A 15,603-nucleotide genomic window follows, 5' to 3' on the forward strand; every position below is an offset into this window, starting at 1 on the left:
TTCTTGGAGTCATAGGCGAAGTAGCCCTGGGCGTAGAGGTCTGTATGGTCGCCGATGATTTTGATGGCGCTCTTGTTGGCGCCTACGGTGCCATCACTGCCGAATCCCCAGAATTTGCAGGAAACCAGCTTGCCCGGTATTTCCGGTACCGGTACGGGAGCCAGGGAAAGGCCGGTGACGTCGTCGTTGATGGAAAGGGTGAAGTTATGGCGTGGTGTTTCATCCTTCAGATGTTCATACACAGCCATAATATCTTCCGGAATCACGTCCTTGGAGCCCAGGCCGTAGCGTCCGCCGCATACTTTGATGGAGCGGCCGGAGGAGGCGATGGCGGAAACCACGTCCAGATAGAGCGGTTCGCCGATGGCGCCGGGTTCGCGGGTGCGGTCGAGAACGGCAATCTTTTTTACGGTCTCCGGAATCTGGGAGAGGAAATGCTTCACAGAGAAGGGGCGGTACAGATGGACGTTAAGAACGCCTACCTTTTCGCCGTGGGCGTTCAGTGCATCAGTCACGTCCTTGCAGATATCGGTGACGGAGCCGATGGCAATGACGATGCGGTCCGCATCAGGTGCGCCGTAGTAGTCGAAGAGGTGGTAGCTTCTGCCGGTGATTTTGCTGATTTTGTCCATGTAGTCCTGGACGATGTCCGGCAGGGCATTGTAGAAGGGGTTGGCCGCTTCGCAGTGCTGGAAGTATACATCCGGGTTTTCAGCCGTGCCGCGAATCACCGGATGATCCGGGTTGAGAGCCCGGGCACGGAATGCAGCAAGGGCCTTCTGGTCGATTAAGGGAGCCAGTTCATCATAGTCCATGACTTCCACCTTCTGGATTTCATGGCTGGTACGGAAACCATCGAAGAAATTGATGAAAGGAACCCGTCCTTTAATGGCAGCCAGATGGGCAATGCCTGCCAGGTCCATGATTTCCTGGACATTGGCTTCTGCCAGCATGGCGCAGCCGGTGGCCCGGGCGCTCATCACGTCCTGGTGGTCGCCGAAAATGGAAAGGGCATGGTTGGCCAGTGCGCGGGCAGCAATGTGGAATACGCCCGGCAGCAGTTCGCCAGCCACTTTATACATATTTGGAATCATGAGGAGCATCCCCTGGGATGCAGTATAGGTGGTGGTCAGAGCACCGCCCTGGAGGGAGCCGTGAAATGCGCCGGCAGCGCCGCCTTCAGCCTGCATTTCCACGACATGTACTGTGTCGCCGAAAATGTTCTTCTTGCCGTGGGCAGCCCATTCGTCCACCGATTCCGCCATAGGGGAGGATGGGGTAATCGGATAAATAGCAGCTACTTCAGTGAATGCGTAGGAAATATACGCAGCAGCTGTATTGCCATCCATTGTTTTTACTTTTCTCACAGAATCAACAACTCCTTTTCCGAAAAGCAGAAGACCTGCCTTTCATTGAAAATACCTGCAGGATAGGGAATAGAGAAAGTCCTCTTCTGCCAAAACACGGGCGGCAGAAATCCGGAAGGGTATCCTTTTTCACTCCTGTCTCTTGCAAGATGCCCGGAAATTATGTACAATAGTTCTATGATAAATATGCATAGATGTCCGGACTTTCTTCTATACAAATCATAAGATACTGTACATTCAGGCTGCGTCCTGATAGACACATCATTATTATAGAATAAAGTCAATCATTGCACAAGGGAAGCGCCGAATACCTATGGCCCGATCTCATTCCTGTGAAGTCAGGCCATCCCATGAATCAGTGTTTCCCGGGGATTTATGACAGAAGTACCTTTCTGCCAGGAGAAAAGTCCACAGGAGGAAAGAAGAATGGATTATCGTCATTTGAAGTATTTCATGGAAGTGGCGCAGCAGAAAAGTTTCAGCAAGGCTGCCAGGAACCTCCACATTTCCCAGTCCGCCATCAGCCGCATGATCAAATCGCTGGAAGAAGAACTGGGCGTCACCCTTTTCATCCGTAACGCCAAGACCGTGGAAATCACCGCGCCCGGCACCATTTTCTACAACTATGCCAAACGCTGCCTCTTCGTCTTTGAACATTTGAAGTCAGACTTTGAAAACGAATTCAACCTGAAGCAGGACACCATCGAAATCGGCCTGCCGCCTATTACCGATGCCCATGTATTTGCCAAGCTTCTGGGCGAATTCAAGCGCACCTACCCCCAGATTGCCATCAAGCTCTATGAACACGGCTCTAAGGTCATTGAATCCTCCGTACAGGAAGGCATCATCGACGTAGGCATTATCTGCACCATCCCCAACAAGGATTTCGAATCCTTCTTCCTTTCGGAAGATGAAATGTGCGTAGTCATGCCCAAGGGCTATCCTCTGGAAGAAAACAGGGAAGTACCCATGAAGCTTCTGGCAGACTATCCCCTGGTGCTCTACCGGGACGATTTCAACCTTCACGACGACATCCTGTCCAACTGCAAGAAAATCGGCTTTACCCCCAAGGTAGTCTTTGAGACCAGCCAGCGGGAACTCATGCTGCAGACCGTAGCCAGCGGCCTGGGCGTGGCCATCCTGCCATCCCGCCTCTGCCCTGCCAACAGCGAGGACAGCCGTGTGGTGACCAGGGTGATGACGGAACCGAGAATGACCCATCACCTCTATGCCATCTGGAAGAAGGGACGCTTCCTCTCCAGAGCGGCCCGTCTGTGGATTGAATTCACCAAAGACCATCTCACCATGCTGAACGATGACAAGAAGCTGGACGACGAAATGAGGAAATAAGATTTCCGTGAAAAACTGGAAAGATAAAGTGGACTGGGAGAAAAACAGGCCCCTGTACCTCATCATGGCAGCCCTTCTGGCCATGGTCATCTACCAGCAGTTCCTCATTACGGACCTGCAGGAGAGGATGATGAACATAGAATCCTCCCGCTACGACGACCAGCTGAACGACATCCGCTGGGAAGCGGAAACGGCCCTCTCCCAAAACGAAGAACAGGATAAGGACATCCTCCAGCTCCAGAAACACTCCGCCAGCCAGAACTGGCGTCTCATGGAAATGGAATGGGACACTTACGGGAAATAGGGAAAAAGGCTGTGAAGAAATAGGGATTTATTTCTTCACAGCCTTTTTCTATAGCCTTATGCATTTTTCGAAATGACGATAAGTAGTCCGCCGCTTCGTCATCTCGAGCGGGGTGGTACGCCAGTAAGGGAAACGATATGCCTGTCCTCTGTTGAAGCTCTGAGTCGAGAGATCTCCCACCGGAATGGGGCTGTCCTTTTTCCGATGCCCTCCCGCTTGAAATGACCATAGAGCCTGTGACATACGGCAGGGCTTCCATCATTTTTTCATCATTCCAATTTCGAAGCAGTAGCAGGAGAATCGTTTTAGGGAATTGTTCTGTGGTATAATTAAAAAATATAAAGCCATGGAGGACATTGCTATGTATGTATATAAAAGAAGAGTGAAATTTTACGAAACCGACGGCATGCAGGTGGTGCACCATGCCAACTACCTGCGCTATTTTGAAGAAGCCCGGGTGGAGTACCTGCGGGAAGGAAAGCTGGACCTCACGGAGCTCATGGATGGGGGCATCGTATTTCCCATTGTGGAAGTAGAAGTGAAATATCATCAGAGCGCCCGGTATGATGAAGTGCTCCTTATTAAAACCTATCTTCGCAAAGTGGACCGGGCAAGGCTTGTGTTTGAATACGAAGCGGTTTCCGAGAAATCCGGCGCCCTTCTCACCACCGGCCGCACGGTGAATACCTATACCGACATGAAAACCGGCAGGATCGTGCGGCTTCCGAAGGAGAAGCTCACCGCCCTCATTGATCTTTCCAAAGGGGATAGAGAATAATGGACAACAGACCCATTGGCATTATGGATTCCGGCATCGGAGGCCTTACCGTGGCCCGGGTGCTTCACGAAAAATATCCGAAGGAAAGCATGGTCTTTCTGGGGGACAGCCTCCGGAATCCCTACGGCGAACGAAGCAGGGAGGAAATCGGACGGTTTGCAGAGGAAATCAAATCTTTCCTTCTGTCAAAAGACGTGAAGATGATCCTCATCGCCTGCAATACCATTTCCTTTAATGTGCCCCCTTCCTTCACCGAAGGGCCGGTGCCGGTGGTGAAGATGAGCCTTCACATTACCCTGCCGGAGGGTACAAAGAAGGCAGGTATCTTTGCTACCCCCGCTTCCATCAAAACCCATGCCCATAAAAAAACTTTGGAAAAAAGATTTCCGGAAGTGGAATGGATAGAGGTGCCCTGCGAAGGGGTGGCGGCAGCCATTGAGCAGGGGAAAGACGAAAATTTCATTTCCGCCCTTGTGCAGAAGGCCGCAAAGGAGTATCATGCATTAGGTATAGATACAGGCTACTGGGCCTGCACCCACTATCCGCTGGTGCCGGATGCCTTTGGGAAGGTCTTCCCGGGGATTCCTTTCATTGACCCCGCCCTTCCCACGGTGGAAACGGGCATGGCCATACTGGAAAAGGAAGGCCGCCTGGCAGAGGAGAAGGGGAAGGATGAATTTTATTTCACCGCCGGTGTGGACCATGCAGCGCCGCTGGTTCATCGCCTCTTCGGGCCGGTGCCTGTGGAAAAAATAAAACTTGTAGGAGAGTGAGTAAGAAATGTTGTTATTGCTTAAAATTGCGGCAGTGATCGTCCTCATCATCTGCCTCGGGTTCATTGCCTACTGGGCAGTGGCCGTCATTAAGGGAGACTGCGTGCTTCGCATGCTGAAATCGAAGCGCACCCCTCTCCATGTGGAGTCCATGGACAGGAAGCACGTGACCCTTTCCTTCACCATCCCCATCAAAAACGTGGGAAAACAGCTGGGAACCATTATGGATGCCTTCGTCCGCATCTACCTTCCCTTCGAACAGTATGACAATGCCAGAGTCACCGGGCACCTCACCGACTTCGACGTGCCCCGGGATGATGACTACTGGCAGGCCTTCATTCTGGATCCCGGTAAGGAAAAGAAATTCCTCATCACCCTGGACATTGACGGTAAAGGCCAAAGCATCCTCCAGGACCTGGAAACCTTCCCGGAATTCGGCATGGACATCATTTACCAGGTGGTGGCAAGAAGCGACTACTACTACGCAAAAACAAGAATCGTTATTACCAGGGAAGAGCTGCAGAATGCGCTCTATGAATATACTTCGGAGGTGAGAAAATAATGGCAGAACTTGAACTTCTTCCTATCCATACCCGCATTCTCACCCACCATGACAACATTGTGGATGCCATCCTGGAATATGCAGGCGACAAGATTACGGACCACGACATCGTCTGCTCCGCCGAATCGGTAGTAGCCATCACCCAGAACCGCTACGTCCGTCCGGAAGAACTGAACGTATGCTGGCAGGCAAGACTTATGAACCGTTTCGTTCCCTCCGCCGGCTCCATGGCCAGCATCTACGGCATGCAGGCAGCCATGGATGAAGAGGGGAAATGGAATATGCTCTTCTCCTTCGCCCTGGGCGCTGTGGCCAAGATTTTCGGAAAGAACGGCGTCTTCTATGCCCGCTGCCGCCAGGCATCCCTCATCGACGACGTCACCGGCACCATGCCCCCCTTCGACAAGTGCCTCGTATACGGCCCGGCGGATACGGACAACGTATGCGAAAAGATTAAGAAAGCCACCGGTGCCTACGGCGCCGTCATTGCCGACGTAAACGACCTGAAAAGAGCCGCCGTTCTGGGCAAAAGCCAGGGCCTGGATCCCAAGCAGATCGCTAAAATCCTTATCGACAACCCCTTCGGCAACGACAACCAGAGAACGCCCATCGTCATCATCAAAAACTTCACCGACGTTATGGAAGGCAAATAAAAAAAGCAGGGCACGAAGCCCTGTTTTTTATTGCTTTCATTCGTCGGAAAGGGGAGAGTGGAGAAGCCGGAAGGGGGCAGCCAGAGGCGGCAAGAAGTTTTTTTATATTGCACCCGCAGGGCGCCACCACCACCCTCTGAACCCTCTGAACCCGGGGCCGCTTTGCGGCCCCTCTCTCAATACCCTTTCTTCTTATCGATTTCATTCAGCAGCTTTTCCCCATGGCTGAAAGCGATGAAATTCGTTTCCAGAAGATAGGTGAGCTTATTCCAGAAATCAGGAACCATGGAGGCAATATGAGGGGTCATGATTACATTCTTCATATCCCAGAAGGGGTGATCTGCCGGAAGAGGTTCTTTTGAGAACACATCCATGCAGGCGCCTGCAATCATTCCCTCCTGAAGGGCCTTTACCAGAGCCGGTTCATCCACCACGGAAGCCCGGGCGATGTTGATAAAGAGGGCCGATTTCTTCATGGCCTTAAACTTGGCTTCATCGAAGAAATTTTCTGTTTCCTTCGTGGAAGGAAGGGCTACGATTACAATGTCCGCCTTAGGCAGCACAGCCATGATTTCCTCCTGGGTATACACATGATCCGCAAAGAGCTCATGGGACAGGTGCTTCTTCACCGCCAGGATATGGGTCTCAAAGACCTTGGCCCGCTGGGCGATGGCCCTTCCGATGCCGCCGAAGCCTACGATCAGGATGGTCTTTCCGAAGAGAGACTCCCCGTGGGGACGGGACCACTCATGGGCACTCTGGCTGCGCACCGCATCAGGAATGCGGCGGAACCAGGACAGAAGAAGAGCCATGGTGTGCTCCGAGACAGCCCGGTCATGGACACCGTGGGAATTGGTGAGAATAATGGGCCTTTCCATCATGCTGGGAGTGAGGAGCTTTTCCACTCCGTCGGAAAGAGAATGAACCCACCGTACATGGGGCGCCGCCTGCAGGAGGGGCTCCACATCCTGGAATCCCCAGAGGGCAATGGCATCGGCGTCAGCCACATGGGGCAGCGCCTCCTTCGGCGACCGGTAAGCCTCCACCACCGAACCGGGCACAGCCTTTTTCAATGCATTGATTTTTTCATCGGATAACTTGTTAATCACTACCAGTTTCATGGAAATCAACCTCTTTCATTGAAATCACGGCAAACCTGTTTTTCTCTATTATATCATCACATGGAAATAGGGGAGAAATGGGCCATCATGCACATAAGCGCTTGATTGTCATGCGGCACAGATGACACAAAAGGTAATCCCGTAACGCCACTTGCCCACCCCTGTTTAAGGGGTGGGGGGCGAGCGCCTATATACTCTCTAGCGCCCCTGCTTGTCAGGGGGAAGAGGGCCACGCAGTGGCGAGGGGGGATTGCCAAAGGCACACTGCTGGAGGCGGCAAGTAGAAATGAAAGTCCATACAGCCGTTCCGCCGCCAAAGGCGGCCTATAAAAATCATTGCCGCACAGCGGCAATCCACCACCATCTGAACCCTTTGAACCATCTGAACCCTCTGAACCCTCTGAACCCGAGCCTCATCGCTGCCTATCGCTTATGACCGAAAAGCCTTCTGCTTCAATGTCGTCTGAAGTCTGACCGTCTGACGTCTCCAGCCTGATTGTCTCTATGCCCTCAAACCTCAAATCTCAAACCTCAAATCTCTCCCCACACCCTCCATATGGTATAATATAGAAAATAAATTCGATAGTCATTACAGGACTGTCAGCGAGGAGAGAACTATGGCAGGGAAAAGACGGGTACGGCGGACAAGGACGGCAAAGAAGGGCGGGCATCCATTTCTGGTGCTCCTTTTCTTTGTGGCATTAATCATGGGCTCCGCCTACATGACGGACCGCATGACCAATGCCCCTGATTCCACGGTGGCGGAAAATGTGACCACCATCGGCCACCTTTTTAATGATAAGGAAATGAAGGGGCTGGTGCCGAAGGAAGATCAGGGCACGCCGGAAAGCGTGAAGGAAAAAATCAAGGCTGCCATGGATAAGGTAGTCACAGTACAGGTGAAGGCAGACGATGAAGAACCGGCCAAAGACAGTAAAGCGGCCAAAACATCCTCTGCGCCTTCCACCGGTGCAAAGGAAGAAGAAAAATCGTCCTTCAGCCTGCCTTCCATTGTAGCGAAAGTGACGGGGAAGGAAGAACCGAAGGAAAAGACGGTGGCTGTTTCTTCGGCCCCTGAGAAAGAATATGAATCACGTTCCAAAGCTTCTGCTCCCGTATCTTCCGTATCGGGAAGTTCTTCTGCTGCTGTTTCATCTGCTGCCAAAAAGCCATCGGTCAGTGGAAACAGTGTGAAGAAGGAAGCATCTTCTGCCAAGCCGGCTGCTGCTCCTGCTAAAGCAGCTCCGGCGCCGAAGCCCAATACCCCCTCTGCCGTGAAGGGAAGGCTGGCAGTGGTGATCGACGACGCAGGAAGAGACCTGGAGTCCCAGCATGTATATGAATCCCTGGGCATTCCCCTTACCTTGGCAGTCATGCCGAACCAGGTCCACACCCGGGACGCCGCCATTTCCTGGCATGCCCATGGCATGCCGGTGATTCTCCACCAGCCCATGGAGTCCGTATCCGGCATCGGTATGGAATCCAAAGTCATCCTCACTTCCATGAGCGATGAAGCCATCAGGAGCCTTCTGAAAGACTCCCTCTCCCAGGTACCGGAAGCAGTGGGCATTAATAACCACCAGGGCTCCAAAGCCACCATTGACCGCCGCACCATGGACGTGGTGATGAATGAGCTCCATCACCGCCACCTCTTCTTCTTCGACAGCCGCACCAACTCCACCACTGCCGCCGACGCAGCGGCTGCAGCCTACGGCGTTCCCTATGTAAGAAACGACCTCTTCGTGGACAATGAAGCTGACGTGGCTGCCATTTCCGCCATGATACGGGAAGCGGCAAAGCGGGCGCAGAAATACGGCACCTACGTCATTATAGGCCACTGCCGCCCCAAGACAGCGGAAGCCTTCCGTCAGATGGTGCCCCAGCTGGAAAAAGAGGGCATCCAGTTCGTTTATGTTTCTTCCCTTGCGAAATAAGGAGGAGCTATGATACAGACCGTTCTCATTTCCGGCGGCACCTCAGGCATAGGCCTTGCCACCGCCAAAATCCTTGCCAAAGAGGGCATCCGCCCCGTTCTTCTGGGAAGAAACGAAGAACGAGGGAAATCGGCGGAAGAAGCAGTGCCCGGCAGTATGTACGTGCCCTGTGACGTCACAGTAACCGAAGACTGCCAAAGGGCAGTGAAGGCTGCCTCCTCCCTGGGAAAACTCACCGGCCTCGTCCTTTCCGCCGGCATTTACGAAGAAAAACTGTTGGAAAATACCACCGACGATGAAATAGAGAAATACTTCGCAGTGAACGTATTCGGCGCCATGAAACTGGCCAGAGAATCCATCCCCGCCATGAGAGGCGGGGCCGGCAGCATCGCAGCCGTCGCCTCCGACGCCGCCCTCCAGGGCAACGTACAGTGCAGCCTCTACGGCGCCACCAAAGGCGCCCTAGTCTCCTTCATCCGCTCCCTGGCCCTGGAACTGGCAGTAGAAGGCATCCGGGCCAACGTCGTATGTCCCGGCGACATTGACACACCCCTTCTGGATAAGCAGCTCAAAGACTACGGCGGCAGCCGCAAAGAAATGGGAGACTGGTACCCTTTGATGCGTATCGGCAGGCCGGAAGAAGTAGGCGAACTCATCGCCTTCCTCCTTTCCCCCAAAGCCTCCTTCATCACTGGCGCCGTCATCCCCGTAGACGGCGGACTGACAGACTGGTGAAATACAAAAAGAGCCTTCCCGCAGACTGGCATTACTGAAAATGCCGGCCTGCAGGAAGGCTCTTTTATATCCCCCGTTATTTTGAGAAGAGAACACACCTCATGTGAAAAAAGGATAGCGCGTAAAGTTAGGCTCCTTCCACTGGAAGGAACTCCCCCGATAGGGCTGAGGATAGGCCTTTGCGCTGCAAAGGCGCCGCCGGAGGCGGCATTTTAAAATTCATTGTCCGCAGGGCAATCCATAACCTTCGGGACCAAAGGCCCGTCAAACGCAAGAACCCTTGCGCCTGCAGGGCGCATCAATCATCAGAACCTTCCTCCTCTGAACCCTGGCCATACTGCGGCCTGTCGTCATTTCGAGCGAAGCCCCGAAATCGCCCTCCACCTAGGGAAGCGCTGATTAAATCGTTATCGGATTTCATTCTTGCATTTTTATTCAATGCAAGGAATAAGTCGACGNNCGAATTAATCAGTGCTTCCCTAGGTTCCTGACGTAAGTAGGGGACACGTTCCCCAGCACAATGCCAGTCTGAAGTCTGACCGTCTGACGTCTTAAACCTCAAACCTCAAATCTCTTTCCTCAAACCGCCATGCTGCCCATCGTTCATGACTCTACAGAACAGTACGTAACGCAGGCTCCTTCCACTGGAATGAGCTGGGCGGAGCCCTGAGGATAGGCCCGAAAACTGACGTCAGACCGTCTGATCGTCTGAAGTCTGAAGCTTCGGGCCCCAAGGACCCGTGCCCCTTTGGTGCCTTCGGCACCACCTTTCCCCAAAGGGAAGCGTGTCACTGGATTCTCAGTCGCTGGCAGCTCCCTACGAATCCAGTTCCCTTGCCACCCCGCAAGCAGGGGCACAATAAGACGGAGGGCAGCTCTCAAACCTCAAATCTCAAATCTTTTCCCCAGCTATTTCTCCCACCGCATCCACGTCGTTCACCGGCATGAGGTGGGCGCCGGCGGCGTGAATTTCTTTCAACGCCTTTACCAGTTCTCTGGAAATGGCGATGCCTGTTTCCCGGCCGCCTTTTTCCATGGCTTTCATCACCTTGTCCGGGATGAAGATGCCCGGTACGTTGTTATTGAGGTAGGTGGCCATTTTGAAGCTCTTCAGGGGGACGATGCCGAAGAGGATGGGGAGGGTGAGGTCTTTGGCGGCGGCGAGGAAGTCTTCCGCCTGTTTGATGTCATAAATAGGCTGGGTCTGGATGAACTGAGCACCCGCTTTTTTCTTTCCCTCCAGCCGTCGGATTTCCTTATCCAGGTCGTCGGCGCCGGGGTTGGCGGTGGTGCCGATGTAGAAGTCTGTAGGTTCGCCCAGCTTGTGGCCCATCATATCTTCTCCCGAATTCAGGGTTCTTGCGATTTCGATGAGGCCGGTGGAGTCTACTTCGAAGACCCCTTTGGCATGGGGATGGTCGCCGATGGAGGGCGGATCGCCGGTGAGGGTGAGGATGTTATGGACGCCCAGGGCATAGGCGCCGAGAAGTTCTGCCTGCAGGCCGATAATGTTCCGGTCCCGGCAGGTGAGGTGGAAAATGGACTCCACCTGGTAGCGGCTCTGGATGATGGAGGAAAGGGCGATGGGGCTCATGCGCATTTTGGCCATGGGGCAGTCCGCAATGTTTACAGCGTCCACGTAGGGTGCCACTTTCACCACCTGTTCTTCCGTCACCTTCGGGGAGGCGCTTTTCGGCGGATCCAGCTCCGTGGTGAGGGTAAAGATATGCTGCTTGTTTTTTTCTTTTAATGTGGTCATCATCCATTCCTCTTTTCTATCAGTTCATCGGCAATCTTAACGGCGGCAATGCCGTCTTTGCAGTAATGGGGTGCTCCGATGCGGGTGGCGTAGTCCTGGGTTACCACGGCGCCGCCTACGAGAATGTCCACCGCCGGCGTTTCTTCCTTCAGGAGTTTTACGGTATGTTCCATTTCCGGCAGGGTGGTGGTCATGAGGGAGCAGAGGCCTGCCAGGTCCGCCTTTTCATCCTTCACCGCTTTGATGAGATCTTCCGCTTCCACGTCTTTTCCAAGGTCCATGACCCGGTAGCCGCTGTTTTCCATGAGAGCGGCCACGATGTTCTTGCCCAGGTCGTGGATGTCGCCCTTCACCGTGCCGATGACCAGGGTGCCCTTTACGGCGGAGCTCATTTCCGGAAGCAGTTTCTTTAACTCCTTGAAAGCGGCCTGCATAGCTTCCGCCGCCATCATTACCTGGGGGAGGTATACCTTGCCGGCACCATAGCCGTCGCCGATTTCCGTCATGGCTGCGGTGAGGCCTTCCTTGATAATGGTTTCCGAGGAAATCCCGCTGTCAAGCAGGGGCTTCACCAGAGAAGCGGCCTCTTCCTTTTCACCGCTCTTGACAGCGGCCTTGATCTGCTCCAGCGGCGGCAGATCCTTTACCGGCGCCTTTGCCTTGGGCTCTTCCGAAACGGCGGCTGCCTTGATGAAATCCTGGGCGCCGGGGTCGAAGCCCAGAAGGAGCCGGGCATTGACGAAGGCATCCTGGATGCCCTGGTCCAGGGGGTTGATAATGGGGGCGTTCATGCCGCAGGCAAAGGCCATGGTGAGGAAGGCCGCATTAATCCGCGGGCGGGCGGGAAGACCGAAGGAAACGTTGCTGGTGCCCATGACGCAGGGGAGGCCGAATTCCTTCTTATACAGGGAAATGGTCCGCAGTGTTTCCCTGGCGCCGGTGTCGGAAGAACCGATGGTAAGGACCAGAGGATCCAGCAGGAGGTCTTCCTTACGAAGGCCCGCTGCCAGCGCCTTATCGATGATGCGGCGGGCGATGCGGATTCGTTCCTCCGCCGTTTTCGGCAGATTTCCCTTTTCCAGAGGGAGGCAGAGAAGGGCGGCGCCGTACTTCTTTGCCAGCTGCAGCACCTTATCCATGATTTCCTCATCCGCCGCATTCACGGAATTGATGAGCGGGCGGCCGGGGTACATCTTCAGCGCCCTTTCAATGACCTGGGGATCCGTGCTGTCGATGGAAAGGGGTACCGGGCAGAGCATGGACAGCTGGGAAATGGCAGTTTCCATGGCATCCCGCTGGTCAATGCCCGGGACGCCCATATTCACATCCAGCACATCCGCACCGGCGGCTACCTCCGCCAGTCCTTCCTTCTTTACGGAAACGAAACTGCCGCGCTGGATATCTTCCCTCATTTTCCGGCGGCCCGTAGGATTGATGCGTTCCCCGATTTTGACAGGTGCATACGCATCACCGATGTATACGGTTCTTGTGCGGGAGGTGAGGGCAGTGAAAGGCTTCACCTCCCGGGGCTTTGCCACCGGTACATCCTGCAGGGCTTCCTTCAGGGCGCGGATATGATCCGGCGTGGTGCCGCAGCAGCCGCCCAGGTAGGAAACGCCGATTTCAGCAAACTTCGGCCCGTAGGAGGCAAACTCCTCCGGCTCCAGCGGATAGCGGGTCTCCCCGTTTTCCAGCACCGGCATGCCGGCATTGGGCTGGATGATGATAGGCTTATTGGTGATAGAAACCATCTGGCGGGCCGCATCCAGCAGCTTGTCAGGGCCCACGGAGCAGTTGGCGCCGATCACATCGGCTCCCATGGCGTCCAGAAGAATGGTGGCGGTGACGGGATCCGTGCCGGGAATGGTGCGCCCGTCCTCCGAGTAGGACATCTGGCAGATTACCGGCAGCTGGCAGGCTGCCTTGGTCGCAATCAGCGCTGCCTTCATTTCCTGGATGTCGATAATGGTTTCAATAATCAGGCAGTCCGCTCCCGCATCGGCTAGCGCCTTGGCCAGGCGGAAATAATTTTCACAGGTTTCATCAAAGGACAAATCCCCGATGGGCTTGATAAACTTGCCCGTAGGCCCCATGTCCCCGGCCACCTTCACCCTGTCCCCGCAGGCAGCCCGTACATTCCGCACTGCAACAGAAGCGATGGCCTCCACCTGATCCGACAGGTCATAATCGGCAAGCTTCATGGGAGAAGCGCCGAAAGTATTGGTAGTAATAAACTCACTTCCCGCATCCCAATAGGCCTTGTGAATCTGCTGAACCACATCGGGATGAGAAATATTGTAATAATCAGGGCAGTTTCCTGCCTCCAGACCGAATCTCTGCAGCATGGTCCCCATGCCGCCGTCAAATAAAATCATAAGGTTCTCCTTTGATGTGAAATATTGTTATTTAGTGAGCTGGTGAGCTAGTGAGCTAGTGGCTGGTAGCTGGTGGGCCATATGACTCTAAGGGTACGAATAGAGAGGCCCTATTCTGCCCCCCTGAGCGACAGCGAATGCAACCCTTCTACACAACCTTTTGCCCGAAGGGCAAAGCCCCTGCGGCCTGTCGGGCCGTCAACAATCCCTCTAATGTCGAAACGGACAAGTCACCAAAGAGCATGTCCTGCACTTGGCCGGCGCCGGCGGCTGGGTACACTGGGAAATGCCGATAATGGCGGACACCGACTTTCTGGGGAAAAGCATGGAGTGATCCGTCACATGGACTCCGATTTCCTCTGCCCGGATCAGGCGGCAGAAATCCTTCTGCTGGGTCACCGGCCAGTCACCATAGCCCGGTGAAAAGCGCCACACCGTCTTCTGTCCGTCCTTCTCCGCTTCCTTCTGGATGAGCCTATCCACCTGGTCTGCCAGATGCTCCACCGCCGTAGTGGCGGCGGCATCCAGCAGAAGGCCCCGCACATAATCGCCGGCTTTGAAGCAGGCGTCAGAAGTCCTTTCGATTTCATCGCCCACCGTCACCGCCAGCACCGCCACGGACCAGGAATTGGAGAGATGACGGCGAATGCTTTCTCCCTCCAGCATGAGCGGCGGATTTCCTTCTATCCGTCCCTCGGAAGGAGAGTAGGGGAGTACCTGCCAGATACCCCGGGTCTCCGCCAGCGCCAGCGCCTCCTGTATGGCACTGTCCACTGCCTCCTTCGGGAAATCCTTCCCCTTCGGATTCATGCCTGCATAGCGGAGCATTTCCTTCCGGTTGATTTCAAATAAAGTTCCATTGTAAAACGCCATGAAACCTCCTTAAAACAAAAAAGTCCTTCATCCCTGAAAGGGACGAAAGACTCGTGTTACCACCCAATTTCATCCATGCATCGCTGCATGAACCTCTATAGGTACGCCGGCCCGAAGGCCTTGATACTTGAGCGCTGTATCGGGCGCACCCGGGATGCCTCATCATTCGGCCCTCCCTGCTCAGAGTCCATCTTCAGCAGCCCTTCGGCGCTTCCTTCTCACCACCGGAAGCTCTCTTTGGCCCTATCCTCTGCCTACTCTTCTCTTCATCGCATGTCTGTAATTAAGACTAACTATAGCATAGGAAGAAGGCAGTGTCAAATGGATGCTGACGCAAAGTAATCAGGGGAAATCAGGAAATATGAGAGAAAAGCATGACTGCTTTAACTATATGATCAGAGAGGCGAAATACCGGAACCTGCTGCCATGAAACCCTGTCAGCGCGCATCCATGGAACACAGGGCGCAGCAGTTCCGATATGATAAGCCTCTTAACAGCCGGCTGTAAATAGAAAAAGAAAAACTTCCTGAAATTTCCCTGCGGCCACACGTGAGCAGAGGATTTCGGGGAGTTTTTTGTGCTGCTTATGGGAAAGCGGTAACCTGCAGGCTGTTGTGCCCCGCAGGGGGAAAAGTTTTAAGGTATCGCTGTCCTCGCTCCCTGCAAGCAGCGAACAGCAAGTTTTGGAGGAAAAGGGGACTGTGCTATTACGCCACTTGCCCACCCTTTTTAAGGGGTGGGTGGCGAGCGCCTATATACTCTCTTGCGCCCCCCTGCTTGTCAGGTGGCAAGGGAACTGGATTCATAGGGAGTCGACAGACGACTGAGAATCCAGTGACACGCTTCCCACCGGGGCGGGAGAGGGCCACGAAGTGGCGAGGGGGGATTGTCAAAGGCACACTGCTGGAGGCAGCAAGTCGAAATGAAACTCCATACGGTGACAGCTGCCGAAGGCGGCCTATAAAAACCATTGCCGCGCAGCGGCAATCCACAACCTTCAGCCGCGAAGCGGCTGTCAA

Annotated in this window: 12 protein-coding genes, 1 pseudogene and 1 other annotated feature; of the genes and pseudogenes, 8 read left to right on the forward strand and 5 right to left on the reverse strand. The window is 54.3% G+C overall.

All coding sequences use genetic code 11. The annotated features are described in order from the left end of the window. A pseudogene (locus B2Y11_RS07165) lies at window positions 1-1,367 on the reverse strand (pyruvate:ferredoxin (flavodoxin) oxidoreductase); the annotation flags it as partial. Between the two features lie 426 nt (window positions 1,368-1,793). Here B2Y11_RS07165 and B2Y11_RS07170 point away from each other — a divergent pair. The 6 genes from B2Y11_RS07170 (at window position 1,794) to B2Y11_RS07195 (ending at window position 5,787) form a co-directional block, all read left to right on the forward strand. Then, window positions 1,794-2,717, forward strand: a complete 924-nt coding sequence (locus tag B2Y11_RS07170; protein WP_291057733.1) for a LysR family transcriptional regulator — start codon at window positions 1,794-1,796, stop codon at window positions 2,715-2,717. A gap of 7 nt (window positions 2,718-2,724) precedes the next feature. Continuing rightward, a complete protein-coding gene (locus tag B2Y11_RS07175) occupies window positions 2,725-3,021 on the forward strand; it encodes a hypothetical protein (RefSeq protein WP_291057735.1) in 297 nt (98 codons plus the stop codon). 361 nt (window positions 3,022-3,382) lie between these two features. Further along, window positions 3,383-3,799, forward strand: coding sequence for an acyl-CoA thioesterase (locus B2Y11_RS07180; protein WP_291057737.1), 417 nt, complete (start codon window positions 3,383-3,385; stop codon window positions 3,797-3,799). Next, window positions 3,799-4,572 (forward strand): glutamate racemase, encoded by a 774-nt coding sequence (locus tag B2Y11_RS07185; RefSeq protein ID WP_291057739.1) that lies wholly within the window; start codon window positions 3,799-3,801, stop codon window positions 4,570-4,572. The genes B2Y11_RS07180 and B2Y11_RS07185 overlap by 1 nt, the downstream gene beginning before the upstream one ends. A gap of 7 nt (window positions 4,573-4,579) precedes the next feature. Further along, the gene (locus B2Y11_RS07190) at window positions 4,580-5,134 is read left to right on the forward strand and encodes a hypothetical protein (protein WP_291057741.1); all 555 of its coding nucleotides are present in this window, start codon (window positions 4,580-4,582) and stop codon (window positions 5,132-5,134) included. After that, a complete protein-coding gene (locus tag B2Y11_RS07195) occupies window positions 5,134-5,787 on the forward strand; it encodes a coenzyme F420-0:L-glutamate ligase (RefSeq protein ID WP_291057743.1) in 654 nt (217 codons plus the stop codon). The genes B2Y11_RS07190 and B2Y11_RS07195 overlap by 1 nt, the downstream gene beginning before the upstream one ends. A 176-nt stretch (window positions 5,788-5,963) precedes the next feature. On the opposite strand, the gene B2Y11_RS07200 is transcribed toward B2Y11_RS07195, so the two are convergent. Beyond that, complete coding sequence (locus tag B2Y11_RS07200) at window positions 5,964-6,908, reverse strand: D-2-hydroxyacid dehydrogenase (RefSeq protein WP_291057745.1); 945 nt, start codon at window positions 6,906-6,908, stop codon at window positions 5,964-5,966. A gap of 617 nt (window positions 6,909-7,525) precedes the next feature. Here B2Y11_RS07200 and B2Y11_RS07205 point away from each other — a divergent pair. Together B2Y11_RS07205 and B2Y11_RS07210 are read left to right on the forward strand one after the other, a co-directional pair. After that, window positions 7,526-8,842: a divergent polysaccharide deacetylase family protein gene (locus B2Y11_RS07205; protein WP_291057747.1), complete on the forward strand. Its 1,317-nt coding sequence runs from the start codon at window positions 7,526-7,528 to the stop codon at window positions 8,840-8,842. A 9-nt stretch (window positions 8,843-8,851) separates the two neighbouring features. Further along, the gene (locus tag B2Y11_RS07210; RefSeq protein ID WP_291057749.1) at window positions 8,852-9,577 is read left to right on the forward strand and encodes an SDR family NAD(P)-dependent oxidoreductase; all 726 of its coding nucleotides are present in this window, start codon (window positions 8,852-8,854) and stop codon (window positions 9,575-9,577) included. Window positions 9,578-10,469: 892 nt separating this feature from the next. Here the strand turns inward: B2Y11_RS07210 and B2Y11_RS07215 are convergent. The 3 genes from B2Y11_RS07215 to B2Y11_RS07225 form a co-directional block, all read right to left on the reverse strand. Next, on the reverse strand, window positions 10,470-11,336 hold the full coding sequence (locus tag B2Y11_RS07215; protein WP_349676025.1) for a methylenetetrahydrofolate reductase: 867 nt from the start codon (window positions 11,334-11,336) through the stop codon (window positions 10,470-10,472). Beyond that, on the reverse strand, window positions 11,336-13,711 hold the full coding sequence (locus B2Y11_RS07220; protein ID WP_291057753.1) for a homocysteine S-methyltransferase family protein: 2,376 nt from the start codon (window positions 13,709-13,711) through the stop codon (window positions 11,336-11,338). The genes B2Y11_RS07215 and B2Y11_RS07220 overlap by 1 nt, the downstream gene beginning before the upstream one ends. Before the next feature lie 210 nt (window positions 13,712-13,921). Further along, a complete protein-coding gene (locus B2Y11_RS07225) occupies window positions 13,922-14,584 on the reverse strand; it encodes a vitamin B12 dependent-methionine synthase activation domain-containing protein (RefSeq protein WP_291057755.1) in 663 nt (220 codons plus the stop codon). A 35-nt stretch (window positions 14,585-14,619) separates the two neighbouring features. Beyond that, window positions 14,620-14,863, reverse strand: a binding site (T-box leader). Window positions 14,864-15,603: the final 740 nt, after the last annotated feature.

It is taken from the genome of Dialister sp. UBA1703, assembly GCA_002320515.1.
Taxonomy (GTDB): Bacteria; Bacillota; Negativicutes; order Veillonellales; family Dialisteraceae; genus Dialister.